Below are 24684 nucleotides of genomic sequence, written 5' to 3'. Positions count from 1 at the left end.
AGCCGATGACCGAAGCGCCCATGCCGATCTGGGAAGTGTTCATTCGTGCCCGCGCGGGACTGGCGCATCGCCATGCCGGCAGCGTGCACGCGCCGGATGCCGAGATGGCGCTGCAGGCCGCGCGCGACACCTACACGCGCCGCGGCGAGGGGCTTTCGATCTGGGTGGTGCCGTCGGCCGCGATCACCGCGTCCGACCCGGCCGACAAGGACAGCCTGTTCGAGCCGACGGCCGACAAGATCTACCGCCACCCGACCTTCTACGAGGTGCCCGACGAAGTCGGGCACATGTGATGCGGCGCTGCCCGCCCCGCCTTCCGTCTCCCTCTCCCGCAGGGCGGGAGAGGGTCGGGGTGAGGGTGGGTCCACATTCTCCCGCTGCGTGAATCGAGACCGGGCGGAGTCCTTTCGATGACCACCATCACCCTCGCCGACGCACCGCTGCTGAATGCGATCCTCGCCCGCGCTGACGATGCGCTGGTGCATGCGCATCGCCTCTCCGAATGGTGCGGCCATGCGCCGATGCTGGAGGAGGACCTGGCGCTGGCGAATGTCGCGCTCGACCTGCTGGGACAGGCGCGTGCACTGTACCAGTACGCCTCCGAGATCGAGGGCGTCGGCCGCACCGAGGACGACTACGCCTATCTCCGCGACGCGCCGGGCTTCCGAAATCTCCTGCTGCTGGAACAGCCGAAGGGCGATTTCGCGCTGACCATCGCGCGCCTGTTCCTCCATTCCGCCTTCCTGCATCCCTGGTGGCAGGCGGCGATGCGCAGCAAGGACCCGACCCTCGCCGCCATCGCCGCGAAGGCGGAGAAGGAGGTCGCCTACCATCTGCGCCACAGCGCCGAATGGATGATCCGCCTCGGCGACGGCACCGCCGAAAGCCACGCGCGCGCGGCCGATGCGCTGGACCGCCTGTGGCGCTTCACCGGCGAGTTTTTCGTGCGTTCGGAGAGTGATTCCGCACTGATCGCAGCCGGCGTCCTGCCCGACCCCGAAGCGATCCGTCCGGTGTGGGAAGCGACCGTCACGCGCGTGCTGGCGGAGGCGACGCTCGAGCGTCCGAAGGATGGCTGGATGCACCAGGGCGGCCGCCACGGCGTGCACACCGAGCATCTCGGCCACATGCTCGCGACGATGCAGCACCTGCAACGCGCCTATCCCGGGGCGACGTGGTGATGGCGATGTCGCAGGACCCTTCGATTCCTGCCCCGCATCGGAGCCTCCCTCCCCCGCGTGCGGGGGAGGGATGGGGTGGGGGCAGCGCAACCGCCGGCAATGCGGATCATCGCCGCACCACCGCCCTCGCCATCGCCGGCGAGATCCCCGATCCGGAAATTCCCGTCCTCACCATCGCCGATCTCGGCGTGCTGCGCGACGCGCGCGTCGACGAGCACGGTGCCGTCGAGATCGACATCACGCCGACCTATTCCGGCTGCCCCGCCATGAGCATGATCGCGCTCAACATCGAGACGGCACTGGCCGAACACGGCATCGCCGCGCGCGTGAAGCTGGTGCTCTCCCCAGCCTGGACCACCGACTGGATGACGCAGTCCGGCCGCGACAGGCTGCGCGAATACGGCATCGCCCCGCCCGCGCCGAAGGCCAGCCGCCGCGCCCTGTTCGGCATGGACGAGGACATCGCCTGCCCGCGCTGCGGCAGCACATCGACCGAGAAGCTCAGCGAGTTCGGCAGCACCGCCTGCAAGGCGCTCTGGCGCTGCACCGCCTGCCGCGAACCTTTCGACCACTTCAAGTGTTTGTAGCGATGCGCGCCCCCGCCAGGCCCGGGGCCACAGGCCCCCTCTCCCGCAGGGCGGGAGAGGAATGGGGTGAGGGTGGGTCCGCATCGCCCACCTTCGATGCACCGCGCCGAATCACGCGCCCTGCCAGGACCGCGCATCCATGACCGCCGTCACCAGCACGCGCTTCCATCCGCTGCGCGTCACGCACATCGCCCGCGAGACGCCCGACGCCATCGCGATCACCCTGCAGCCGGACCTGGCAACGGCCGAACAATTCGCCTTCACCCCGGGCCAGTACCTCACCTTCCGCCGCATCGTGGACGGCGAGGAGATCCGCCGCAGCTACTCGATCTGCGCCGGCCTCGACGAGGGCGCGCTGCGCGTCGGCGTCAAGCGCGTGCCGGGCGGCCGCTTCTCCGACTGGGCGGTGGATCACCTGAAGCCCGGCGACGTGCTGGACGCGATGCCGCCCGAAGGCCGCTTCGGCCTGCTGCCCGATCCCGCGGCGCCGCCGCGCACGTTCCTCGGCATCGCCTGCGGCAGCGGCATCACGCCGATCCTCTCCATTGCCGCGAGCGTCCTCGCGCGTGAGCCCCGCAGCCGGTTCGTGCTGCTCTACGGCAACCGCAGCGCCGCCGACATCATGTTCCGCACTGCGATCGAGGAGCTGAAGGACCGCCACCTCGACCGCTTCGCCGTGCTGCATGTGCTGTCGCGCGAGAAGCACGAGCTGGAAAGCCTGCATGGCCGCCTCGATGCCGCACGCATCCAGGCGCTGCTGCCCGGCCTGGCGCCGCCCGGCAGCATCGCCGAAGCCTTCCTTTGCGGCCCGACCGGGTTTCCTGAAGCGGCGACCGAAGCCCTCGCAGCCCTCGGCCTCGCGCCCGAGCGCATCCATGTCGAGCGCTTCCTGTCCGCGACGCCGTCGTCCCATCCCGTGCCTGCGAAAGCGGATCCCGCCGCCGTGGCAAACGTCGCCACCGCCACCATCACGCTCGACGGCGTCACCCGCAGCGTCGCCATGCAAGCGGGCGAGACCGTGCTCGAAGCCGCGCTGCGCGAAGGTCTCGACGTGCCCTGGTCCTGCCGCGGCGGCATGTGCTGCACCTGCCGCGCCAAGGTCACCGAGGGCACGGTGGCGATGGACACCAACTACTCGCTGCAGCCCTGGGAGACGGAGGCAGGCTTCGTGCTCACCTGCCAGAGCCGGCCGACGACGCCGTCGCTCGCCGTGGATTACGACGCGACCTGACGATCGGAAAAACCGGGGAGGACGTCCCTCAGCGGACCCCTTCCTGCGTCAGCCCTGGCCCAGCGCCCAGAGCAGGACGCCCTTCTGGGCGTGCAGGCGGTTCTCGGCCTCGTCGAACACCACGCTCTGCGGGCCGTCCATCACCTCGTCGGTGATCTCCTCGCCGCGATGCGCGGGCAGGCAATGCATCACCACCGCATCCGGTGCGGCATGCTTCAGCAGCGCGGCGTTGAGCTGGTAGGGCGCCAGCAGGTTGTGCCGGCTGATCGTCGCACCGTCCGGCTTCTCGTCCGACATCGAGACCCAGGTGTCGGTCACGACGCAGCGCGCATCCTTCACCGCGGCGATCGGGTCGGAGGTCAGCTCGATCTTCGCCCCTTCCGCGCGCGCCCAGTCGATCAGCTGCGTCGGCGGAGCAAGCTCCGGCGGCGTCGCGATGCGCAAGGTGAAGCCGAAGCGCGCCGCAGCCTGGATGAAACTCTGCGCCACATTGTTGCCGTCGCCGGTCCAGGCGATCACCTGGCCCGCGATGCCGCCGCGATGCTCCTCGAAGGTCATCACATCCGCCATGATCTGGCAGGGATGCGAGACATCGGTCAGGCCGTTGATCACCGGCACCGTCGCATATTCCGCCAGCTCCCGGATCTTCGCGACGTTGTCGGTGCGCAGCATGATCGCGTCCACGTAGCGCGACAGCACACGCGCCGTATCCGCCGGCGTCTCGCCGCGGCCGAGCTGCATGTCCTTCGACGACAGCACGACAACGTCCCCGCCAAGCTGCCGGACGCCCACCTCGAAGCTCACGCGGGTGCGGGTGGAGGGCTTCTCGAAGATCAGCGCAACGGTCTTGCCCGCAAGCGGCTTGCCTTGCACCCCGCCGCGCTTCGCCTGCACACCCAGGTCGAGCATGCGGCGCAGCGTCGCGGCATCGTGATCCATGATCTCCAGGAAGTGGCGGGGGGATTGGGTCCCCCCGCCCGCCACCTTCAGCGCAGCGCTCACTGCGCCGCGACCTTCGCCGGCGATGCGTGCGCCCGCGCGCCATCCGGCGCGACCCGCAGGCAGGCGCGGTCGAGCAGCGCGATCGCCTCGTCCGCATCGGCATCGGTGATGATCAGCGGCGGCGCCAGGCGCAGCACGTTCATGCCCGCCGCCACGGTCAGCAGCCCCTCCGCCGCGGCGGCATCCTGCAGCGCCGTGTTGGTCACGACGTCGTGCAGCTTGAGACCGACCAGCAGCCCCGCCCCCTGCACGCCCGCGATCACCTCGGGGTGGCGGCGCGCCAGGCCTTCCATGCCACGCCAGAGATGCCGCGCCACGCGGTCCACGCCATCGAGGAAGCCCGGCGCCAGCATCACGTCCAGCACGGCATTCCCCGCCGCGCAGGCCAGCGGGTTGCCGCCATAGGTGTGCCCATGCGTGCCGGGCTTCAGGTATTTCGCCACATGCTCCTTGGCGAAGACGGCGCCGAGCGGAAAGCCGCCGCCGATGCCCTTCGCCGAGGACATCACGTCCGGCTCGATCCCTGCCCATTGATAGGCCCAGAGCTTGCCCGAGCGGCCCATGCCGGTCTGCACCTCATCGAGTGCCAGCAGCAGGCCGTATTCGTCGCAGACCGCGCGCAGCTCCTTCAGGAAGCGCAGCGAGGCCGGGCGCACGCCGCCCTCGCCCTGGATCGGCTCGATCAGGATCGCGGCCGTCTCCTTCGTGATCGCGTCGCGCAGCGCATTCATGTTCTCGAAGGGCACATGGTCGAAGCCTTCCACCGGCGGGCCGAAGCCGGCGAGATACTTCGCATTGCCGGTCGCCGAGATCATCGCCAGCGTGCGGCCGTGGAAGGCACCCTCGAAGCAGATGGTGCGGTAGCGCTCGGGGTGGCCGTTCTCGGCGTGGTACTTGCGCACGGCCTTGATCATGCCCTCGTTCGCCTCGGCGCCCGAGTTGCAGAACAGCACGCTGTCCGCGAAGGAATTCTCCACGTGCCGCGCGGCAAGCTGCTCGGCCTGCGGCACGCGATACAGGTTGGAGACGTGCATCACCTTCGCCGCCTGCTCGGCGATGGCCTTCACCAGGTGCGGGTGGCCGTGGCCGAGCGAGGTGGTGGCGATGCCCGCGCCGAAATCGAGGAATCGTCGGCCATCCGCCGTCCACAGGCGCGCGCCCTCGCCCCGCTCGAAGGCAAGGTCGGCACGGTTGTAGTTCGGCATCAGGGCGGGAATCACGATGTTCCTCGCTTCCTCCAGCTCCGCGCGGGCCGCGGGCGGATTGCCCCGGCAGGCGCGGAAGCCGGCGAAAATGCCCGAATCGCCACGGCGGGTCAAAACGCAACGGGCCGGCGAGGCATGCATGCCCCACCGGCCCGCCATGTCGTTCCGCGGCAGGTGCCGCGGGGCGCCGACTACTGGCGCACGCCGCCGCTGTTCGAGGGATACGCGCCCGAGGTGTTCGACCCCGTGGCGCGGTCATAGGCGCGCTCCACCGCCGTGCCAGGCGGGTTGCCCGCCCGCCCGTCGCTCTGCGAGGGATAGGCGCCGGAGGTGTTGGTGCCGGCCGCGCGATCGAAGGCGCGCTCCGCCGCCGTGCCGGACGGGTTGTTGCCGGTGCCGTCCGGGCTGGTGCGCGGGCTGCCCGTCGCCTGGTCATAGGCGCGCTGCGTCGCGGTGGAGGCCGGGTTGCCGGGCGTGCCGTCGCGCGATTCGGCGCAGGCGACGACGGGCAGCGCGAGCGCCGCCACGAGAAGGAAGCGGGTCATCGGATCATCCTTTGGCTGGAACGCCCGGCCGCGCGGGGGCGGCCGGGCAGCGTTGCGGTCGGTCCGCGGCTCAGCCGCGGCGGTTCCCGTTCTGGTATTCGTAGGCCGGCAGGCTCTGCAGGCTGTCCTTGGTGGCGCCCGGCAGCGTCCAGCGCTCGCGCTCGGCGTTCCACTGCAGCCGCTCATACGGCACGGCGATCAGGCGCGCGCCGATGCCAAGGAAGCCGCCCACCGACAGGATCGCCACCGGCTGCCCGCCGGCCTGCGGCACGATCAGGTCGTCTACCTCGCCGATGCTGTCGTTGTTCTCGTTGTAGACATTCGCGCCGATCATCTTGCTGGCGCGGCGGCCGTCGTTCAGTCGCGCGCTGTCCACCGCCATGCCCGTGGTGGTCGCACCGGTCGCCTGGTTGGACGGCGTGGTCGTGGTGGTCGTGGTCGTGTTGCCGTCGGTGGCGCGATCGATGGCACGGCCGGCGGCGGTGCCGGGCGGGTTGTTGCCGGTGCCGTCCGGATCGGTGCGCTGGCCGGTCACCGAATCGAGCGCGCGCTGCGTCGCGGTGGAGGGCGGGTTGCCCGGCGTGCCGTCGGTGCTGCTTGCGGCGCCGGGGCGGGCGTCGTTGCCCGTGGTGTTCGCCGGGTTCTGCTGCACGCGCTCCATCTGGTCCATGCGCTGCGTGTCGCCGCCGGGCGCTGCGCCACCAGTGTTCGCCTGGCCGAAGGCGAGCATCGGCGCGGCGCAGATGGCGGCGGCCGTCGTCATCATCAGCCAGCGATTGGTGTTCGACATGCGTTGCTTCTCCTGCCGTGATTGCGCCCCGTGAACGCGATCCCGACCTGTCCGGTTCCGCACCGGCGCAAGGATGGGTCGTCATCCCGGCCTGCGCCGTGGCAGAAGCAAGGCATGGCCGACCAACGCCGCCAGTCCACGCCACGCCCCGCCGGCCCACCGCCCGACGCCGCAAGGCTGCAGGAGATTGCGCTCGCGCATCTTGCCCGCTTCGCCGCGACAGAGGCCGGGCTGCGCCGCGTGCTGCAGCGCCGCGTGGATCGCTGGGCGCGCGCCGCGGAGCAGGAAGGCCAGCCGGATTGCACCTCCCGCGCAGCCACGGCCAAGGCACAGGCCGCGGAGGTCGCGCGGCAAATGGTGGCGCAGGGCGCGGTGGACGACGGCGCCTTTGCCGAGAGCCGCGCGCGCCGCCTGCTGCGCAGCGGCCGCTCGCAGCGCGCCGCGCTGGCGCATCTGCGGGCGAAGGGCGTGGAGGCGGAGACCGCGCTCGCCGCGCTGCCGGCAGGCGAGGAGGTCGAGCTCGACGCCGCCCTCGCCTTCTGCCGCCGCCGCCGCATCGGCCCCTTCGCGCGTGAGGCAGCGGACGGCGCGGACCTGAAGGCGCTCGGCGCCCTTGCCCGCGCCGGCTTCGCGCGCGCGGTGGCGCAGCGCGCGCTCGCCATGCCGCCGGACGAGGCCGAAGCGCGGCTGCTCGCCGCCCGTCAGGCGTGACGGTCCCCTGATGGAGGAAACGCAGGCGGCCGCGCGCCGCGTGATCTTCACGCGCAACGGCGTGTGGCGCGGCGTGCGGGACGGGCTGCCGCTCTGGCTCGGCATGCTGCCCTTCGGCCTGGTGATCGGCGTGCTTGCCGACGGCAAGGGCCTGTCCTTCGCCGAGACGGTGCTGATGAGCGCGCTGGTCTATGCTGGCGCCGCGCAGCTCGTGGTTCTGGAACTGTGGCAGGACCCCGTGCCGATCGGCGCCGTGATCATCGCCGCCTTCGTGGTGAACATCCGCATGGCGCCGATGGGCGCGGCGCTCGCCTCCTGGCTGGACCGCCTGCGCGGCATCCGGCTGTGGGGCACGCTGTGGACGATGGTGGACCACTCCTTCGCGCTGTCGATCCAGGAGCAGCGGCGCGGCGGGCGCGATGCGGGCTACCTGCTCGGCATCGGTGCGGGGTTGTGGGTGGCCTGGGTGGTGACGACCGCCATCGGCTATCTCGGCGCCAGCGCCGTGCGGCTGCCACCGGGCCATCCGCTCTATTTCGCCGGGGTCGCCGCCTTCATATCGATCCTGGTCGGCCTGTGGCGCGGGCCTCGGGCGGACCTGCTGCCCTGGCTGGTGGCCGCCGCGGTCGCGGTGGCGGCGCATCGGCTCGGCCTGCCGGTCCCGCTGCCGCTGCTGGCCGGCACCATCGCCGGCGCCACGCTCGGCGCCTGGTTCGAGATGCGCCGGAAGGCCACGCCATGACCGTGCGATGGGACGTGCTTGTCGCCATCCTCGGCATGGCGCTGGCGACCTATGCGTGCCGCGCCGGCGGCTACGCCCTGCTCCGCACCTTCCGCCCGCCGCCCTTCGTGGAGGCGATGCTGCGCCACCTGCCCGGCGCGCTGTTCGCCGCCTATGTCGCGCCGCCGCTGGTCAATGGCGGTCTGTACGCCTGGGCCGGCGCGGTGGCCGTGGTGGTGGTGCAGATCCTCACCCGCAACATGGGCCTGTCCATCCCGGCGGGCGTCGCGGTGGCCTGGGGCGTGCAGGCGCTTGGCGCGGCGTGGTAGGTTGCGCCGCATGAGCGGCACCTATCCGGATTGGGAGACGATCAACGCCCGGCACATCGCCGCGCATCGCGCGCAGGCGATCAAGGCCGCGAAGGCCGCTGCCGAGGCCGCGGCGCGCTTCGGCGTGAAGGTGATCGTCTTCGGCTCGCTCGCGACGGGGCGCTTCCACCGCAGCTCGGACCTCGACCTGGCGCTGGAGGGGCCGGAGGAGGTGCTGAACGAAGCCGCCGGGGCGGTGTTCGGCGCCGCGGCCAGCGAGGGGTTCGAGCCGGATATCGTCTTCCTGCCTGATGCCTCGCAGCGCCTGGCGGATCGCATTCGGGAGACGGGCCGTGACGCCTCCAGCCTGGACTGACATCGAGGCAGATCTCGACATGGCGGCGCGGCAAGCCGTGCGCGCCTCGGCCAGCGCGGCGCTGCTGGCGGAGCGCGAGGGCATCGACCGGGAAAGCTACGGGCTCGCCATCGGCAAGCATCTGCACGACGCCTATTGTGCCGCGGAGAAGGCGCTTGAGCGTCTGGTGGAGCTTGTGGACGGCGACGTGCCGCAGGGGCGGACCTTCCACCGCGATCTGCTTCGGCGCGCCGCCCGGGCCGTGGACGGCGTGCGCCCGGCCATCATCAGCCCGGAGAGCGAGAAGTCCTTGGCGGAACTGCTCGGCTTCCGACACGTCTTCCGCCATGTCTATGAAGGGTTTGACTATCGGAAGGCCGCTCCGAACGTCGAACTTGCCGCCCGCGCCATCCCCCGCCTGCGGGAGGAGATCACCGCCTTCGCCGCATCCCTGGGCCTCGCGCCCCGCGCTTGACCCCCGGGCGTCCGGGTCCGCATATGTCCGCCATGGTCCGGATGTTCGTCCCTGCCCGAATTATCCGCCCGGCCTTCGGCTGAAGGCCGGGAATTTCGCGCGCGCGCATCCCGCTGAACCCCGCGGCCCGTCCGGCCGCCCGAGACCCGACCGATGAACGACGCTCCCGAGACGCCGACCGCCCGCGACTACCGCGGCACGGTGATCCTGCCGAAGACCGACTTTCCCATGCGCGGCGACCTGCCGAAGCGCGAGCCCGACTGGCTCGCCCGTTGGGAGAGGATGGAGCTGTGGAACCGGCTTCGCACCGCCTCGGCGGGCAAGCCGAAATTCGTGCTGCATGACGGCCCGCCCTATGCCAACGGCCCGCTGCATATCGGCACGGCGCTGAACAAGATCCTGAAGGACGTCATCAACCGCGCCGCCCAGATGGCCGGCCATGACGCCGACTACGTCCCGGGCTGGGACTGCCACGGCCTGCCGATCGAATGGAAGGTCGAGGAGGAGTACCGCGCGAAGAAGAAGAACAAGGACGAGGTGCCCGTCCTGGAATTCCGCGCCGAATGCCGTGCCTATGCGCAGCACTGGCTCGGCGTGCAGCGCGACGAGTTCAAGCGCCTCGGCGTCGCAGGCGACTGGCAGGGCCGCTACGCCACGATGGACTTTCCGTCCGAGGCGGTGATCGCCGGCGAGATCGGCAAGTTCCTGATGAACGGCTCGCTCTATCGCGGCCTGCGCCCGGTGATGTGGAGCCCGGTCGAGAAGACCGCGCTGGCCGAGGCGGAGATCGAATACCACGACCACGTCTCGCCCACGCTCTGGGCGCGTTTTTCCATCGTGAAGGCCGGCGCACCCGACCTGGTCGGCGCGAGCGTGGTGATCTGGACCACCACGCCATGGACCATCCCCGGCAACCGCGCCGTCGCCTATGGGGAGGAGATCGACTACGCGCTGCTGCATGTGGAAGGCGTGAACGAGGGCAGCCTGCTGCGCGTCGGAGAGTTCCTGCTCGTCGCGCTGCCGCTGCTGCCGCAGTTCGAGAAGGACACGGGCCTCGGCGCGCATTCCATCAAGCGCGTGCTGAAGGGCGCGGAGCTTGCCGGCGCCGTCGCCACGCATCCGCTGAAGGGCATGCCGGAGGCGGAAGGCGGCTACGACTTCGCGGTGCCGCTGCTGCCCGGCGACTTCGTCACCACGGAGGCCGGCACCGGCTTCGTCCACATCGCGCCCGGCCATGGCGAGGACGATTTTCTTCTGGGTCGCGCGCATGGCCTGCCGATCCCCGAGACCGTCGGCGACGACGGCACCTACACGCGCCACGCCCACGGCTTCGAGGGGCTGCATGTGTGGAAGGCGCATGACGCCGTTTATGCCGCGATGCAGGCGCTCGGCACGCTGGCCGGCAAGGGGAAGCTGACGCACAGCTACCCGCATAGCTGGCGCTCCAAGAAGCCCGTCATCTTCCGCGCGACGCCGCAGTGGTTCATCCGGATGGATGGAGAGCCCGCCTCCGGCGGGACGGATGACACCAACACGATCCGCCGGAAGGCGCTCGACGCGATCGCGGCGACGCATTTCGTGCCGGACATCGGGCGCAACCGCATCGGCTCCATGGTGCAGAACCGCCCCGACTGGTGCATCAGCCGCCAGCGCGCCTGGGGCGTGCCCATCGCCGTCTTCGTGGACAAGCGCACCGGCGAGCCGCTGCGCGACCAGGCGGTGATGGACCGCATCGTCGCGGCCTTCACCGCGGAGGGCGCCGATGCCTGGTACCAGCCTGGCGCCGCCGCACGATTCCTGGGCGAAGGGCGCGATCCTGCGGACTACGAGCAGGTCATGGACATCGTGGATGTCTGGTTCGAGTCGGGCTCCACCCACGCCTTCGTCCTGACGCCGGAACGCGGCCTGCCCTGGCCGGCGGATCTCTATCTCGAAGGCTCCGACCAGCATCGCGGCTGGTTCCAGTCCTCGCTGCTGGAAAGCGTCGGCACGCGCGGGGTGGCGCCGTTCAAGGCGATCCTGACGCATGGCTTCGTGCTCGACGAGCAGGGCCGGAAGATGTCGAAGTCGCTCGGCAACGTGGTGGCGCCGCAGGAAGTCGTCTCCAAGTCCGGCGCCGACATCCTGCGCCTCTGGGTGATGAACACCGACGTCACCGAGGACCAGCGCATCGGCAAGAACATCCTGGAGCAGCAGGGCGAGCTGTATCGCCGCATCCGCAACACGTTGCGCTGGCTGCTCGGCAACCTCGACGGCTTCGACGGCAGCGAGATCGTCCCGCATGCCGAGCTGCCGGAGCTGGAACGCTGGGTGCTGCACCGGCTGACGGAGCTGGACGCGAAGTTGCGAAAGGCGCAGCGCGACCATGACTGGACCGGCGTCTATCCCGAGATCCACGCCTTCTGCGCGAGCGACCTGTCGGCCTTCTACTTCGATATCCGCAAGGACAGCCTCTATTGCGATGCGAAGGATTCCCTGCGTCGCCGCAGCGCGCGCACGGTGATCGACCAGCTGCATCGCTGCCTGACGACATGGCTCGCGCCGGTGCTGGTCTTCACCGCCGAGGAAGCCTGGCTCGCGCGCTTCCCGGAGAGCGAGAGCGTGCACCTGCAGGACTGGCCGGTGCTGCCGGAGACGTGGCGAGACGAAGCCTTGGGTGCGAAGTGGGCCACCCTGCGGGAAGCCCGCGGCATCGCGACGGCGGAGCTTGAAGTGGCGCGGCGCAACGGGATGATCGGGTCCTCCCTGCAGGCGCGCGTGGCGCTGACCGGCAATGCCTTCGCGCCGCTCTCCGCCGAAGCCTGGGAGGAGGTGCTGATCGCCTCCCAGGTGGCGCTGCACGGCGGCGCGGAGGTCGAGGTGGCGGTGGAGCCGGCTCCCGGCGCCAAGTGCGACCGCTGCTGGCGGGTGCTGCCGGAGGTTGGGCAGTCCGCCGCACATCCGACGCTGTGCCGGCGATGCGAGGCGGTGGTGGAGGGTCAGGGGGGCTGATGCTCCGCCTTGGCCTGACCCTCGCCGCCGTCATCCTGGTCGCCGACCAGGTCAGCAAGTGGTTCATCCTGGAGACGCTCGACCTCGACGAGGTCGGGCAGATCCCGCTGATCGCCTGGGGCCCGTTCGGCTTCGACCTGACCATGGTCTGGAACCGCGGCGTGACCTTCGGGTTGCTGGCGGGCGACGCGGCCTGGACCCAGATCGCGCTCGGCGCGCTGGCGCTGGTGATCGCGGGCTTCCTGCTGCGCTGGATGGCGCGGGCGGAGAACCGCGCCACCGCGCTGGCGCTCGGCGCCGTGGTCGGGGGCGCCATCGGGAACGTGATCGACCGCATCCGCTTCGGCGCCGTGGTGGACTTCCTCGATGCCCATGCCTGGGGTTGGCACTGGTACGTGTTCAACGTGGCCGACGCCGCGATCGTGCTCGGCGTGCTGACCCTGGTCGCGGACGCCTTGTTCCGGCCATCGCCCAGGGTTAAGCGTTCGGAGCCATGATCGCCTTGCGCCCTGCCCTGATCGCCTTGCCGCTGCTGGCGCTCGCCGGCTGCGGCGGGGACACCGCCCGGACCCTCGGCTTCACCCGCGACGCGCCGGACGAGTTCCAGGTGACCACCCGCGCGCCGCTCTCGGTGCCGCCGCGGCTTGGCGAGTTGCCGGTGCCGACGCCGGGCGCCCCGCGGCCGCAGGACAACCGCGACCCCGCCGCCATCCTCGCACCCGGCGCCACCGCCGCGGCGCCCAGCTCGGCGGAGCGCGCCCTGGTGGCGCAGGCGGGCGGGCCGGTGGGGGGCGACATCCGCCGCCAGGTGGATGCCGAGACGCTGCGCCTCGACCGGCCGCCGCAGGGCACGGTGGATCGGCTGATGAACTGGTTCAACACGCCGCCGACGCCCGGCATCATGGTGGACCCCACGCGGGAATCGCAGCGCCTGCGCGAGAACGCCGCGCTCGGCCGCGAGACCACCGAGGGCGACACGCCCATCGTGCAGCCGCGCTCCGAGACCTTCTTTCAGCGCTGGCTGGGCTGGGCGGGACTGGGCGGATAGTTCCGGCGTGGCCGTCGGGGGCGTGTGACCCTATCTAGGGGGGCGATCCTTCCTCCCCCTGCCCTGGTGTCCCGCCTCTTGACCGACCCCACCCTGCCTTCGGCGACCCCCGCCTTCCTGAACCATGACCGCCCGCCGGTGCCCGACCTGGTGGTGCCGCGCGGCGTGCAGCCCTTCCATCTGCACCTGAAGCCCGTGCGCGGGCGGCTGGTGCGGCTCGGCCCGCTGGCGGAGGCGCTGCTCGGCCGGCACGAGAGCCTGCATCCTTCCGTGCTGGCCATGATGGGCGAGGCCATGGCGCTGACCGCGGCGCTGGCCACCGCGCTGAAATTCCGCGGCTCCTTCAGCCTGCAGGCCAAGGGCGACGGGCCTGTGCCGATGCTGCTGGCCGACTGCACCGAAGGCGGCGCCCTGCGCGGCTATGCGCGGGCCGATGCGGACAAGCTCAACCGCATGCTGCGCGCGGAACCCACGCCGCCGGCGGGCGCGCTGCTCGGCACCGGCTATCTCGCCTTCACCTGCGACCAGGGGCCGGAGATGGACCGCTACCAGGGCATCGTCGCGCTGGAAGGCGTGACGCTGGCGGACATGACGGCCTCCTATTTCCGCAGCTCGGAGCAGTTGCAGAGCAAGGTCCACCTGGCCTGCGCGCGGACCGAGGCCGGCTGGCGCGCCGCGGCCCTGGTGCTGGAACGCGTCGCCGGCGAGGGCGGGGTGGACCCGCAGGCCGATGCGGAAGCGCAGGAGGATGCCTGGCAGACCGCGCTGATGCTGGCCGGCACGATCACGGTGGAGGAGCTGCTGGACGATTCCCTGGCCTCGGAACGGCTGCTGCACCGGCTGTTCCATGCGGAGGGGCTGGCGCTCGATCGGGCGCGGGCGCTGTCCTATGGCTGCCGCTGTTCCCGCGCGCGGCTGGCGCAGGTGCTGGAAGGCTTCCCCCCGGACGACCTGGACCACATGGCCGAGGGCGGGGCGATCACCATGACCTGCGAGTTCTGCAACCTCGACTTCCGCTTCGAGCGCGACGAGGTGCAGGGCCGGGCCGGGCGGGCATGACTTTCCCTTCCGCGCGGCTTCCGGGCTACACTTATCGCATGCGCGCCGAGAAACGCCCGATGCCGCAGCGGCGGACCCTGCTGGTCGCCCTGCCCGCCCTGCTGGCGGGCTGCGCCGGCGGCGGGGGCGCCGAGCCGGAGCCGCTGCCGCCGCTGGTCAGCGGCTACCGGCACCTGACGCCGATCCGGCTGAACGTGGCGACGGTGGAGATTCCGGAGCCACCAGCCACCGCGGTGCGGGTGGACCTGCCGGCGCCGCTGCGGCCGGATGCCGAGATGCGCCGGATGGCGGAGGAGCGGCTGGTGCCGATGGGCACCGCCGGCCAGGCGCGCTTCCTGATCCAGACGGCGGAGTTCCGGCGGGAATCGACGGGCGGGGGCGGCGGGCTGTTCGGCGGCGGCCCGGGCATCCGCTTCGCGGTGCGGATGCAGGCGCGGCTGGAGATCGTCTCGGGCGAGGGCCAGCGCGTCGGCTTCGTGGAGGCGCAGGCGACGCGCCAGCGGACCCTTCCCGGCGGGCAATCCGAGGCAGCGCGAAACAGCGCGGCCGAGGAGGTGGTGCGCCAGGCGATGGAGGAGCTGAACGTGGAGTTCGAGTTCCAGATCCGCCGCGCGCTGCGGGCCTGGCTGGTGGAGGGGGCGGCGCCGCCGCCGGTCGGCGCGCCGGGCGGCATCGAGCGCGAGGAACTGCCAAGGAGCTGATTTTTTCGTCCGTGCCCTCGGGCGCCGGGCGGCCGCATTCGCGGCCTCGGCCCGCGCTGCGGGCAGCCTTGCAAGCATGAGGAGAGCGACCATGCCCGTGACGTTCAGCAACCCCGAGGGCGTGCGGCCGCCGGGCTCGCGCTATTCGCACGCCGCGCTGATCGAGGGGCCGGGGCGGCGGCTGGTGGTCTCCGGCCAGATCGGCGCGGCACCGGACGGCAGCGTGGCGCCGGCCGGGGAGGACCAGGTGCGCCAGGTGCTGGCGAACCTCAAGGCGATCCTGGCCGCGCATGGGATGGGGCCGGAGCATATCGTGAAGCTCGGCGTGTTCCTGACCGACCGGGCGCTGATCCCGACCTGGCGGGCGGAGCGCGACAAGGCGTTCGGGCCGATCCAGCCCTGCAGCACGCTGCTGCTGGTGGCGGGGCTGGCCGACCCCCGCTACGTGGTGGAGGTGGAGGCGGAAGCGGTCGGCTGAACCGCGGCGCTTTAACACTTCGCCACCTTCGCAGTTCGGCGCTTGCTTCCGGAACGGGCGTGATAGGCTCGGTGCTTCCCAAGGGGTGAGCGTCATGCCGAGTGTGTCTCGCCGCGCGGTGCTCGCGGTTGGTTCCATGGCGTTCGCGGCGACGCGTGCGAGCGCGCAGGGCGCGCCCGCGCTGCGCCTGCGCGGCCGCGTCGCCGGCTTCGCCGATGGCGTGCTGACGGTGGCGACGCGCGACGGCGGCCAAGCCAGGGTGACGCTGCCGGAGAACGCGCCGGTCTCCGCGCTGCGCCGCGCGACGCTGGCGGAGCTGACGCCGGGGACCAATCTCGGCGTGGTGGCGGAGCCCGCGGGCGACGGGCTGCGCGCCGTGGCCGTGACGGTGCTGCCGGCGAGCGCCACGCGGCAGTTCCAGTCGGAGTGGGACCTGACGCCCGGCAGTTCCATGAACAATGGCGCGGTGGCCGCGGTGATGCAGCGCGCCGAGGGCCACGAGCTGACGCTGAGCATCAACGGCCGCAGCGTGCCGGTGCGGGTGGATGAGCGCACCGCGCTGGTGCGGCCGGTGCCGGCGACGCGCGCCGACCTGCGCGAGGGCGCGGCGGTGTTCGTGCTGGCGACGCGCGGCACGGACGGCGCGCTGACGGCGGTGCGGGTGAGCGTGGAGAAGGACGGCGTCGCGCCGCCGACGTGATTCGTTCGTTCGCTGCGTCAGTCGTGGTAGCGGCAGGCTGCGATCTCGACGCGCTGCTCGGCCTCGCGCCCGACGACGCGATAGACGAGGCGATGCTCGGCGGTGATCCGGCGTGACCACCAGCCGGACAGGTCGCCTTTCAGCGGCTCGGGCTTGCCGAGGCCCCTGAAGGGCGAGCGGAGAACGTCCCGGATCAGGTCGTTCAGGCGGCGCAGGGTGTCGGGGTCGCTTGCGACCCAGTGCTGATAGTCGTCCCACGCGCCGGGCGTGAAGAGCAGCTTCACCGCGCCGGCGGCTCGACCAGCGCGTGTTCAGCGGTGGCGCCGGCATCGGCGTCGCGGATCGCCTGGAGCAGGCGGGCTGCGTTGCGCGGGCTGGAGAGGAGATGGACGGTCTCGCGCCAGCCTTCGAACTCGGCTTCGGAGAGGAGCACGACATTGCCCTTGTCGCCCTGGCGGGTGACCAGCAGGGGCGCACGGCTTTCGACGACGGCATCCATATGGCTGGCGAGGTTCTGGCGGAACTCGGCGTCGTTGATCGCGGACATCAGTGCCTCCGTACAGAGATATTTGCGTTACGGGCGGCCACGGCAAGCCGGATGATTTCGGACAAATTGCCCTGCGCTGTGGGCGGTGGATTTGGACGGGGGCGGATTTGCGGGGTGAAAGAGCGAATGGCGGGCGGCTTCGCCCGTGCCGGGCTGGGCCGCTCCGCCGGTGGGCTATTAGGACATCATTCATAGCGTGGCGCAAGGGCGGTGTGCGCGACTTGACCGGTCATGTGATCGTCGCCGCGCTGAGTCGGAGCCACTGCGAGAGGGACGCAGGTCAGGCGGTTGGGTTCATCCAAGGCACACCGGTGTCGCGGAAGTGCCGTTCGTTCGCAGTCGCGACGGTGAGCCCGTACGCGGCGGCCGTGGCAGCGATCACCATGTCCAGAGCGCTGCGCGGCCGTCCTGCCGCCGTGCCCTCGGCCATGATCCGCGCCCACTCCGCGGCTGCACGCTCGTCGAAGGGGAGCACCCGGCCGGCGAACAGGCGCTGCGGACCTTCGGGACCGGCGAACCAATCTTCCAGTTCGCGCCGGCGACGGCCCGGTGCCTTCTCCAGTATGCCGCGACGGATTTCGCCGACCGTCAGCGTTGCGATGTGCAGCGCGTCGTCGGGCTGCGCACCGAGCCAGTCGAGCAGGGCTGGCGACGGGCGCGGCTTGACCGCCTCGCTGACGACGTTCGTGTCGAGAAGGTAGCGCGCCGTCAAAGCCCTGCGTCCCGCCCAGGCGACTCCTCGCGGGACAGGTCGAGGTCGGCGCCGACCAGCGGCGAGCGACGCAAGGCCGCGAGGACACTGCCGACGCGGGGCGGTTCGCCGCAGGCGATGCGACGCGTGAGTTCGGCTCGCAGCGCGCCGGCGGCGTCGTCGTTCGCTGCCAAACGGCGGGCTATGCCGCGGATCAGGTCCTTGTCGGCTTCGAGCCCGCGGACTTCGAAACGGCCGAGGCCGCGCTCCGCGAGGCGGCGGCGGTGGGCGTCGATGGCCCGCTTCTGGGCATTGCTCGGCAAGGCTGCCCCCTTTCCTTATGCTGGCTATATAGCCGGTGATGGCAGTTGATGGAACGCCTCTGATGCGGCATGGCGGTATGCGAGCGATCGGCCGATCTGGCATCGATGCCGTTGAGGGCTCGTGCACCGCTTTCTGCCGCAGGGGCTTCGGTGCAGAGTGTCATGGTGAAGCTGACACTGAAGTTCGATCTCGCTGACCGCTACACCAGCCCGTCTCAGCGCGCGCGCGTATTGACAGAGCACTGGCTTGGCGAACAGGGCTACTGCCCAAACTGCCGTTGCCCGCAGCTGCGCAGATTCACTAACAACAATCCCGGCGCCGATTTCGAGTGTCCTGATTGTGGTGAACAGTACGAATTGAAGAGCGGGCGCAGAAGGATTGGTTTTAAGGTAATTGATGGCGCCTATTCGACTATGCTACAGCGTATTCAGCGCGATCAAGCTCCCAACCTAATTTTGGCACGATATGATCTACGACGCATATCTGTCACTGAACTATTTATTGTTCCTCGACATTTCATCACGGAGTCATCGATAGAAATTCGCAAGCCGCTTTCTCAGAATGCTCGACGCGCAGGTTGGGTCGGCTGCAATATCTTGCTGACCAGTATACCGGCTGCGGGGCGCATTTGTATAGTGAATGCGGGGATGGCCATTGATAGGGAGGAGGTATTCAGCACGTGGCAGTCTGGCCTCTTCCTGCGACATCAGGCGGCTACCGTTGCACGAGGATGGCTGGTTGATGTCATGGCATGCTTGGACAGCCTTGGCAGAACCGACTTCAGCCTCACCGACGTTTACGGCTTTGAAGCTCACCTCAAGTCTCTTCACCCGGCTAACGCCAATATCCGCGCTAAAATTCGACAGCAGCTACAACGATTGCGCGATGGTGGGTATATTCGGTTCATGGGCCACGGCTACTATCGACGCACTATCATATGAACCATCGTTGATTTCTTGGGTTGAGGCGGGGTCTTGGTTGCCTCTTTAGTCTCTCAGCCGCCAAAGCCGCCTCTCTCCCGGGATCGCGTCGTGCAGCGCGATCATCCAGCGCAGCAGGGCGGGGCGGGCGCCGCGGACGAGCGGCATCAGGCGGTGGATCACCGCCGACAGATGCGGCCGCGGCAGGTGTTCGGGGGCGCAAGGTAGCGCCGTCGCCAGGCCGAGGCGTTTCGCCATCAGCAACTGGGCCATGGTCAGCAGGCGGGCGACGCGGCGGAAGGCGCGGAGGATGCGCCAGGCGAGCGAGCGGAAGTCGCCGCCGGCCAAGGGGTGCGGGGAGGCGGCGATGAGCAGGCGGTCCAGCGTGCCGTTGCGGGCGTGGCGGCGCAGCGCGCGGTGGGCGGTGTCGGCGCGGCCGAGCCGCTCGGGCAGGGCGCGCCAGGGCTCGCGGGAGCAGGCGACCCAGAAGATCGCGTCCCACAGGCGGCGGGCATCGGCGGGCGGGCGGCCGCGGCGGCTCGCCTGCGGCTGGACGAGGGGGCGGAGCAGCGCCCATTCCGCGTCCGTCATCGGGGACCAGGCCTGGCGCGGCGTGGGACGGAGAGGGAAGGTGATGGGCGGCATGGCGGCGAGTGTATAGGAATCTTTTCGTTTCTGGCAAGGAATTGCTGAAGGGAGGCGTCCGGGGACGATCATCGTCCCCGGCGGGGAGTTTTGCGGGGCGGAGCCGCTCGGTTTTTTCCGGTTGGTGGCCCCCCTCACCCAACCCTCTCCCCCCTGAGGGGGGAGAGGGCAGGAGGGGTGGGGGAGAGGGCAGGAAGGGCGGGGGAGAGGGCGCGAAGGGAGGGGCGGGAGACGGGGCTGCAACCTCGGGGGGTCTCGCGCTTTCTGGGCGGCGATGGAACGATCCGCTGATGCTCGCCCGGCGCGGGGCGCCACCCAGTCGCGCGACCTGCGGACGGGAGAACCGGTCTGGCTCGATCCGCCCGGGCATGGCGTGCGGGGCGGGGCGGCGCCGCGGCGGATGCGGGTGGAGGTGGCCGTCATCGGCGGGGGCGTGACCGGGGCGCTGGTGGCGGATGCGCTGTTGCAGGCGGGCAAGCAGGTGGCGGTGTTCGACCGGCGGGGCTTCGTGCTGGGCTCCACCCCCGCCAGCACCGCGCTGCTGCAATTCGAGATCGACCAGCCGCTGACGCTGCTGTCCCGCCGGATCGGGAAGGAGAAGGCGTCGCGGGCCTGGTGGCGCTCGGCGACCGGGGTGCAGGCGCTGCGCGGGCGGATCGAGGATCTCCGGCTGGATTGCGATTTCCGGGCGCGCGAGGCGGCGTATCTGCCGGGCAACGTGCTGGATGTGGCAGGGCTGAAGGCGGAGGCGGAGGCGCGGGCGCGGATCGGGCTGCGCTCGGCGTTCATCGGGCGGGAGGAGCTGCGCCAGCGGACGGGGCTGCGCAAGGCGGGCGCGATCTGGTCGAGCGGCAATGCCGAGGTGGATCCGGTGAAGCTGGCGCGGGGGCTGTGGCGCTCGGCGCGGGCGCGCGGGGCGATGCTGCATGCGCCGGTGGATGTCGTGGACATCGAGCCCGGGCGGCGGGGAGTGACGCTGACCACGGCGGAGGGCGCGGAGATCCGCGCGGGCGCGGTGGTGCTGGCGACGGGGTACGAGCTGGCGCGGATGCTGCACCCGAAGGGGTATTCGATCATCTCGAGCTGGGCGATCGCGACGCGGCCGCAGGCGCGCGCGCTGTGGCCGAGCCGCTGCCTGATCTGGGAAGCGGCGGACCCGTATCTCTACATCCGCACCACGGCGGATGGCCGGGCGCTGATCGGCGGCGAGGATGCGGCATTCGAGGACGAGGCGAAGCGCGATGCGCTGATCCCCGCGAAGGTGAAGCGGCTGGAGGCGAAGGCGAAGGCGCTGTTGCCGGGGGTGGACACGAAAGCGGACTTCGCCTGGGCGGGGTGTTTCGGGCAGAGCGCGACGGGGCTGCCGGCGATCGGGCGGGTGCCGGGCGCGCCGAGCTGCTACGCGGTGATGGGCTTCGGCGGGAACGGGATCACCTTCGCGGCGATCGCGGCGCAGATGATGCAGCGGATGGTGCTGGGGCTGCGGGATCCGGATGAGGATCTGTTTGCGGTGTGAGGGTGGTGACCCGCCTGGCCCCCCTCACCCGACCCTCTCCCCCCTGAGGGGGGAGAGGGCATGCGCGTGGCTCAGCCCTCGGCGCCGAGCCTCGGGGCGCCGATCATGGCGAGGAATTCGCGGCGCGTGCTGGGGTCGTCGCGGAAGGCGCCGAGCATGCGGCTGGTCATCATCGTCACGCCGGGCTTGTGCACGCCGCGCGTGGTCATGCACTGGTGCGCGGCCTCCACCACCACCGCGACGCCCTTCGGCTTCAGCACGTCGTTCAGCGTGTTGGCGATCTGCGCCGTCATCTTCTCCTGGATCTGCAGGCGCTTGGCATAGGCCTCGACGACGCGCGCGAGCTTGCTGATGCCGACGACGCGGCCGTTCGGCAGGTAGGCGACATGCACCTTGCCGAGGATCGGCGCCATGTGGTGTTCGCAGGTGGATTCCAGGCGGATGTCGCGCAGCAGGACCATCTCGTCGTAGCCGTCCGTCTCCTCGAAGGAGCGGGCGAGCAGCTCGACGGGGTCTTCCTCGTAGCCGCAGAACCATTCGCGATAGGCGCGGGCGACGCGGGCGGGGGTGTCCTGCAGGCCTTCGCGCGAGGGGTCGTCGCCGGCCCAGCGGAGCAGGGTGCGGATCGCGGCCTCCGCTTCCTCGCGGGTCGGGGGCGGTTCGGCGCTCGCCTTGTCCTTCGCGAGTTGGCGGGGGGGCGTCTGGATGTTCACGGTCTCGGGTCCTTGGGCCTGTGCCCGGTGCGGGGGCGCGATCGGGTTGATCCCGTCCGCGCGCAGCGCCTTCCTCGGCAGGGCAGATGGGGGCGGGGCGGGATCGCGCAATGGCGGCAACGATCCGGCGCGGCGCGGCGGCTCAGTGCACGCGGCTGGTGGGCTGGTGGGGGCTGTCGAGGCTGAAGGCGGGGATCGCCACGTCGAAGGCTTCGCCGGTCGCGGTGACGATCATGTGGTAGCTGCCGCGCATGAAGCCCGAGGGCGTCGCGAGCGGCGTGCCGGAGGTGTATTCGAAGTTCTGGCCGGGCTCGAGCACGGGCTGCTCGCCCACCACGCCCTCGCCATGCACCTGCTGGGTGCGGCCCTGGCCGTCGGTGATCTGCCAGGTGCGGCGCAGAAGCTGCACCGTCTCCTTCCCTTCATTGGTGATGGTGACGCGGTAGGCCCAGACATAATGCGCGCGTTCGGGCTCCGACTGGTCGGCCAGGAAGAAGGCGCGGACGGAGACGCGGATCGAACGGGTCTTCGTGCTGTAGTTCTCGGCCATGTCGGCGCCACTCCCTGGCGGCACTGTCGGCTGCGGCGCGCGCGGCATCAAGCCTCACGCGCGCCTGAGCGCGACCGCCACGCCCGCGCCGACGAGGACGGCGCCGCCGGTGCGGTTCAGCGCGCGGCGCAGGCCGGGGCGGCGCACCGCGCCGGAAAGCCGCGCGGCGAGCAGCGCGTAGATCGCGGCATTCAGCGCGGCGAGGACGACGAAGGTGGCGACGAGGACCGCGGCCTGGGCCAGGAAGGGCCGCGCGGGATCGAGGAACTGCGGCACGAAGGCCACGAAGAAGACGATGCTCTTCGGGTTCAGCGCGGTGACGACATAGGCCTCCCGCATGGCGCGACCGGCCGGGAGCGGGGGCGCGGCCTCGGGGTCCACGGGGGCGCGCCAGAGCTTCACGCCGAGCCAGACGAGATAGGCCGCGCCGGCCCATTTCAGCGCGGTGAAGGCGGCGGCCGAGGCCGCGAGCAGCGCGCCCATGCCGGCGAGCGAGAGGCTCATCGCGGTGAGGTCGCCGAGCGCGACGCCGGCGACGAGGGGCAGCGCGTTGCGCGCGCCACCGCCGAGCGACTGTCCGATCACCAGAAGGATCGTCGGGCCGGGGATGAGCAGGACGGCCATCGCCGCGGCGACGAAGGCGAGCCAGAGCGCGGGGTCCATCGCGCGGTCTCCTTGAACGGCGTTGCGCGGGGAGGATAGAGCATGGCGCGCGACCGGCCGCCATCACGCTGCGCGCGCCGCGTCGCGGCGTTGTGACGTACGCTTCCCGCCGCGCTGACGCACCCTTGCGCGCAAGCGGCGCAGGCACGGGAACGCAAAGCGGTCCTCATGCATTGAGGCGGCAGGCACCCGTGGCCAAACCCGGCAGCGCCCCGTCGGCGCCCTGCCCCGCGACCACGCCTCGGCTGCATGGAGGAACGCCGCATGCACCTCGATCTCCGGCTCGAAAGGGCCCTCGAGCGCGTCGAACTGGTCACTGGCGTCGGCACGCGCGATGCCGGCCGAATGTGCGTGATGTCGCTGGTCGCCTGCCTCGCGGGCGAGGAGCATGGCGACAGCCCGGGCTGCGCCTCGCCGCTGATCCGGGCCTTCGCCATCCCGCTGAACGACAACATGCCGCATGCGGTGCGGCAGCGGCTGAAGCCCTTCGCGCCACGCATCCTCGGCACGCAGGACGGGCTGGATGCGTCGCGTGCGGAACTGCTGCGCATGGCGCTGGCGGAGGAGATCCTGCCGAAGCTTGGCGGGCGCAACCCGCCGCCGTCTCGGCGCTTCGCCGGACCGCTGTGGCGTGTGTGGTCGCTGCTGGGCATGCGGCGGCTGGAGCGCGAGGCGGAATGGATGATGGACCGCGCGGTGGCGCTGGCCGATGGCGCCGACATGGCGCGCGCGGTGGCGGCCGCGGGCGCGGTGGGCCGCCTGCTGGCGCGCGCGGCGCGCGACGCGAACGACCCGCGCGAGGCGGAGCGGTTGTGGGACATGGCGATCGGGCTGCTCGACCGGATGTGCGACATCGGGACGCAGCGCGTGCCTGCGCCGGTGGCGTGGGCGACCCGGCTGGAACAGGTTTTCGAGGCGCGGGTGCAACGCCAGAGCCTGGACGCCGCCCGGACGTAGCAGTCACGCGTGACCCGGCCCTCTCCCCCCTCGGGGGGAGAGGGCTTTCCTGGTGATCAACGCGCGACGGCGGGGCGCTAGCCCGCGGAGATGTTGAACTCGCGCACCAGGCGGCCGTAACGCTCGGATTCGGCGCGGACGAGGGCGGCGAATTGCGCGGCGGTGCCGCCGGCCGGGGCGATTCCCATGCCGAGCATGCGCTCCCGCACTTCCGGCATCGCCAGGATGGCGTTCATCTGCGTGTTGAGCGCCTCGGTCTGCGCGGCCTGCATGCCGCGCGGACCGAACAGGCCGTACCAGGCGGTCACCTCGACGTCGAAGCCGCTCTCGATGAAGGTCGGAACGTCAGGCACCAGCGCGGCGCGGTCGCGCGAGGACACGGCGATCGGCGTGATCGTGCCGGCGCGCACATGCTCCGTCACCACCGCGGGTGTGACGAAGCCGACCGGCACGACGCCGGCGAGCAGGTCGGCGACGAGCGGCGCCGTGCCGCGATAGGCGACTTCGGCAAGCGAGATGCCGGCGGTGCGGTTGAAGAGCTCACCGAGGACATTCATCGGGGAGCCCGACCCGGGCGAGCCGTAATTCCCGACGCGGCCGGCCTTCGCCTGCGCCACGACATCGGCGAGGCTGCGCAGCCCGCTCTGGCGGCTGGCCATCAGGATCAGCGCATTGGTGCCGGTCTGGATGATCGGGGTGAAGTCGGCGACCGGATCGTAAGGCTGCTGCGCGCGCATCACATGCGGCGCGATCGCGAAGGTGTTGGGGGCGAAGAGCAGCGTGTCGCCATCGGGCGCGGCGCGCGAGACGTAGACCGCGCCGATGGTGCCGCTGGCGCCGCTGCGGTTCTCCACCACCACGTTCCGGCCGATGCGCGGGGCCAGGCGCTCGGCGTAGATGCGGGCGAGCACGTCGGTCTCGCCGCCCGGCGGGAAGGCGACGACGATGCTGACGGCGCGGCTGCCCTGGGCGAGCGCCGGCAGGGCGAGCGCGGCGCCGGCGATGCCGAGGGTGAAGGAGCGGCGGGTGGCGGTCATGCAGGGGCCTTTCGCGGCGACAAGGGGCTGTGC

At 71.0% G+C, this 24684-nt stretch carries 32 protein-coding genes; 19 read left to right on the top strand and 13 right to left on the bottom strand.

Going from position 1 to position 24684, the window contains the following annotated elements; genetic code table 11:
- Nucleotides 1-5: 5 nt before the first annotated feature.
- The 4 genes from paaB (at nt 6) to E4T13_RS24970 (ending at nt 2999) form a co-directional block, all read left to right on the top strand.
- Complete coding sequence (paaB, locus tag E4T13_RS24985; RefSeq protein WP_137181084.1) at nt 6-293, top strand: 1,2-phenylacetyl-CoA epoxidase subunit PaaB; 288 nt, start codon at nt 6-8, stop codon at nt 291-293.
- A gap of 117 nt (nt 294-410) precedes the next feature.
- On the top strand, nt 411-1181 hold the full coding sequence (gene paaC / locus E4T13_RS24980) for a 1,2-phenylacetyl-CoA epoxidase subunit PaaC (RefSeq protein ID WP_137181083.1): 771 nt from the start codon (nt 411-413) through the stop codon (nt 1179-1181).
- On the top strand, nt 1181-1768 hold the full coding sequence (gene paaD / locus E4T13_RS24975; protein ID WP_240791282.1) for a 1,2-phenylacetyl-CoA epoxidase subunit PaaD: 588 nt from the start codon (nt 1181-1183) through the stop codon (nt 1766-1768). The genes paaC and paaD overlap by 1 nt, the downstream gene beginning before the upstream one ends.
- Before the next feature lie 139 nt (nt 1769-1907).
- Nucleotides 1908-2999 carry a 2Fe-2S iron-sulfur cluster-binding protein gene (locus E4T13_RS24970; RefSeq protein ID WP_137181082.1) on the top strand — a complete coding sequence of 364 codons (1092 nt, stop codon included), beginning with the start codon at nt 1908-1910 and terminating at the stop codon, nt 2997-2999.
- Nucleotides 3000-3047: 48 nt separating this feature from the next.
- On the opposite strand, the gene argF is transcribed toward E4T13_RS24970, so the two are convergent.
- From argF to E4T13_RS24950, 4 genes are all read right to left on the bottom strand, one after another.
- On the bottom strand, nt 3048-4001 hold the full coding sequence (argF, locus tag E4T13_RS24965; protein ID WP_137181081.1) for an ornithine carbamoyltransferase: 954 nt from the start codon (nt 3999-4001) through the stop codon (nt 3048-3050).
- Complete coding sequence (locus E4T13_RS24960) at nt 3998-5221, bottom strand: aspartate aminotransferase family protein (RefSeq protein ID WP_170985237.1); 1224 nt, start codon at nt 5219-5221, stop codon at nt 3998-4000. The genes argF and E4T13_RS24960 overlap by 4 nt, the downstream gene beginning before the upstream one ends.
- A gap of 176 nt (nt 5222-5397) precedes the next feature.
- Nucleotides 5398-5751 carry a hypothetical protein gene (locus tag E4T13_RS24955; protein WP_206030303.1) on the bottom strand — a complete coding sequence of 118 codons (354 nt, stop codon included), beginning with the start codon at nt 5749-5751 and terminating at the stop codon, nt 5398-5400.
- 70 nt (nt 5752-5821) lie between these two features.
- Nucleotides 5822-6541, bottom strand: coding sequence for a PRC-barrel domain-containing protein (locus E4T13_RS24950; RefSeq protein ID WP_137181080.1), 720 nt, complete (start codon nt 6539-6541; stop codon nt 5822-5824).
- 114 nt (nt 6542-6655) lie between these two features.
- On the opposite strand from E4T13_RS24950, the gene E4T13_RS24945 reads away from it, so the two are divergent.
- From E4T13_RS24945 to E4T13_RS24890, 12 genes are all read left to right on the top strand, one after another.
- Complete coding sequence (locus tag E4T13_RS24945; RefSeq protein WP_137181079.1) at nt 6656-7252, top strand: regulatory protein RecX; 597 nt, start codon at nt 6656-6658, stop codon at nt 7250-7252.
- Nucleotides 7253-7262: 10 nt separating this feature from the next.
- Nucleotides 7263-7994: an AzlC family ABC transporter permease gene (locus tag E4T13_RS24940; protein WP_170985236.1), complete on the top strand. Its 732-nt coding sequence runs from the start codon at nt 7263-7265 to the stop codon at nt 7992-7994.
- Nucleotides 7991-8302, top strand: coding sequence for an AzlD family protein (locus tag E4T13_RS24935; RefSeq protein WP_137181078.1), 312 nt, complete (start codon nt 7991-7993; stop codon nt 8300-8302). Before E4T13_RS24940 ends, E4T13_RS24935 begins: the two co-directional genes overlap by 4 nt.
- A 10-nt stretch (nt 8303-8312) precedes the next feature.
- On the top strand, nt 8313-8657 hold the full coding sequence (locus E4T13_RS24930) for a nucleotidyltransferase family protein (RefSeq protein WP_170985235.1): 345 nt from the start codon (nt 8313-8315) through the stop codon (nt 8655-8657).
- Complete coding sequence (locus E4T13_RS24925; RefSeq protein WP_137181076.1) at nt 8635-9111, top strand: hypothetical protein; 477 nt, start codon at nt 8635-8637, stop codon at nt 9109-9111. The genes E4T13_RS24930 and E4T13_RS24925 overlap by 23 nt, the downstream gene beginning before the upstream one ends.
- Nucleotides 9112-9264: 153 nt before the next feature.
- The gene (ileS, locus tag E4T13_RS24920; RefSeq protein ID WP_137181075.1) at nt 9265-12102 is read left to right on the top strand and encodes an isoleucine--tRNA ligase; all 2838 of its coding nucleotides are present in this window, start codon (nt 9265-9267) and stop codon (nt 12100-12102) included.
- The gene (gene lspA, locus E4T13_RS24915) at nt 12102-12599 is read left to right on the top strand and encodes a signal peptidase II (protein ID WP_137181074.1); all 498 of its coding nucleotides are present in this window, start codon (nt 12102-12104) and stop codon (nt 12597-12599) included. The genes ileS and lspA overlap by 1 nt, the downstream gene beginning before the upstream one ends.
- Entirely contained in the window at nt 12596-13150 is a 555-nt protein-coding gene (locus E4T13_RS24910) for a DUF3035 domain-containing protein (protein ID WP_137181073.1), read from the top strand. Before lspA ends, E4T13_RS24910 begins: the two co-directional genes overlap by 4 nt.
- Before the next feature lie 78 nt (nt 13151-13228).
- Complete coding sequence (locus E4T13_RS24905) at nt 13229-14209, top strand: Hsp33 family molecular chaperone HslO (protein WP_137181072.1); 981 nt, start codon at nt 13229-13231, stop codon at nt 14207-14209.
- Between the two features lie 38 nt (nt 14210-14247).
- On the top strand, nt 14248-14910 hold the full coding sequence (locus E4T13_RS24900) for a hypothetical protein (protein ID WP_137181071.1): 663 nt from the start codon (nt 14248-14250) through the stop codon (nt 14908-14910).
- 91 nt (nt 14911-15001) lie between these two features.
- On the top strand, nt 15002-15388 hold the full coding sequence (locus E4T13_RS24895; RefSeq protein ID WP_137181070.1) for a RidA family protein: 387 nt from the start codon (nt 15002-15004) through the stop codon (nt 15386-15388).
- Between the two features lie 136 nt (nt 15389-15524).
- A complete protein-coding gene (locus E4T13_RS24890; RefSeq protein WP_137181069.1) occupies nt 15525-16088 on the top strand; it encodes a hypothetical protein in 564 nt (187 codons plus the stop codon).
- Nucleotides 16089-16105: 17 nt separating this feature from the next.
- Here the strand turns inward: E4T13_RS24890 and E4T13_RS24885 are convergent, their stop codons facing one another.
- From E4T13_RS24885 to E4T13_RS24870, 4 genes are all read right to left on the bottom strand, one after another.
- Entirely contained in the window at nt 16106-16372 is a 267-nt protein-coding gene (locus E4T13_RS24885) for a Txe/YoeB family addiction module toxin (RefSeq protein ID WP_137181068.1), read from the bottom strand.
- The gene (locus tag E4T13_RS24880; RefSeq protein WP_137181067.1) at nt 16369-16635 is read right to left on the bottom strand and encodes a type II toxin-antitoxin system Phd/YefM family antitoxin; all 267 of its coding nucleotides are present in this window, start codon (nt 16633-16635) and stop codon (nt 16369-16371) included. The genes E4T13_RS24885 and E4T13_RS24880 overlap by 4 nt, the downstream gene beginning before the upstream one ends.
- Before the next feature lie 280 nt (nt 16636-16915).
- Complete coding sequence (locus E4T13_RS24875) at nt 16916-17347, bottom strand: type II toxin-antitoxin system VapC family toxin (protein ID WP_137181066.1); 432 nt, start codon at nt 17345-17347, stop codon at nt 16916-16918.
- Complete coding sequence (locus tag E4T13_RS24870) at nt 17344-17649, bottom strand: hypothetical protein (RefSeq protein ID WP_137181065.1); 306 nt, start codon at nt 17647-17649, stop codon at nt 17344-17346. The genes E4T13_RS24875 and E4T13_RS24870 overlap by 4 nt, the downstream gene beginning before the upstream one ends.
- A gap of 162 nt (nt 17650-17811) precedes the next feature.
- Between E4T13_RS24870 and E4T13_RS24865 the strand changes: the two genes are divergently transcribed.
- On the top strand, nt 17812-18591 hold the full coding sequence (locus tag E4T13_RS24865; protein ID WP_137181064.1) for a DpnI domain-containing protein: 780 nt from the start codon (nt 17812-17814) through the stop codon (nt 18589-18591).
- Nucleotides 18592-18636: 45 nt separating this feature from the next.
- On the opposite strand, the gene E4T13_RS24860 is transcribed toward E4T13_RS24865, so the two are convergent.
- On the bottom strand, nt 18637-19161 hold the full coding sequence (locus E4T13_RS24860) for a transposase (protein ID WP_170985234.1): 525 nt from the start codon (nt 19159-19161) through the stop codon (nt 18637-18639).
- A 328-nt stretch (nt 19162-19489) separates the two neighbouring features.
- On the opposite strand from E4T13_RS24860, the gene E4T13_RS24855 reads away from it, so the two are divergent.
- Nucleotides 19490-20731 (top strand): FAD-binding oxidoreductase, encoded by a 1242-nt coding sequence (locus E4T13_RS24855; RefSeq protein ID WP_137181062.1) that lies wholly within the window; start codon nt 19490-19492, stop codon nt 20729-20731.
- Nucleotides 20732-20802: 71 nt separating this feature from the next.
- Here E4T13_RS24855 and folE read toward each other — a convergent pair whose 3' ends face one another.
- From folE to E4T13_RS24840, 3 genes are all read right to left on the bottom strand, one after another.
- On the bottom strand, nt 20803-21444 hold the full coding sequence (gene folE / locus E4T13_RS24850) for a GTP cyclohydrolase I FolE (RefSeq protein WP_137181061.1): 642 nt from the start codon (nt 21442-21444) through the stop codon (nt 20803-20805).
- Between the two features lie 142 nt (nt 21445-21586).
- On the bottom strand, nt 21587-21994 hold the full coding sequence (gene apaG / locus E4T13_RS24845) for a Co2+/Mg2+ efflux protein ApaG (protein ID WP_137181060.1): 408 nt from the start codon (nt 21992-21994) through the stop codon (nt 21587-21589).
- 54 nt (nt 21995-22048) lie between these two features.
- Nucleotides 22049-22657, bottom strand: coding sequence for a LysE family translocator (locus E4T13_RS24840; protein WP_137181059.1), 609 nt, complete (start codon nt 22655-22657; stop codon nt 22049-22051).
- 264 nt (nt 22658-22921) lie between these two features.
- Between E4T13_RS24840 and E4T13_RS24835 the strand changes: the two genes are divergently transcribed.
- Entirely contained in the window at nt 22922-23614 is a 693-nt protein-coding gene (locus tag E4T13_RS24835; RefSeq protein ID WP_137181058.1) for a hypothetical protein, read from the top strand.
- A gap of 77 nt (nt 23615-23691) precedes the next feature.
- Here E4T13_RS24835 and E4T13_RS24830 read toward each other — a convergent pair whose 3' ends face one another.
- Nucleotides 23692-24651: a tripartite tricarboxylate transporter substrate binding protein gene (locus E4T13_RS24830; RefSeq protein ID WP_137181057.1), complete on the bottom strand. Its 960-nt coding sequence runs from the start codon at nt 24649-24651 to the stop codon at nt 23692-23694.
- Nucleotides 24652-24684 lie beyond the last annotated feature (33 nt).

This window comes from Roseomonas sp. AR75, from assembly GCF_005222815.1.
Lineage (GTDB): Bacteria > Pseudomonadota > Alphaproteobacteria > Acetobacterales > Acetobacteraceae > Falsiroseomonas.
This window is presented reverse-complemented; position numbering and strand designations above follow the sequence as displayed.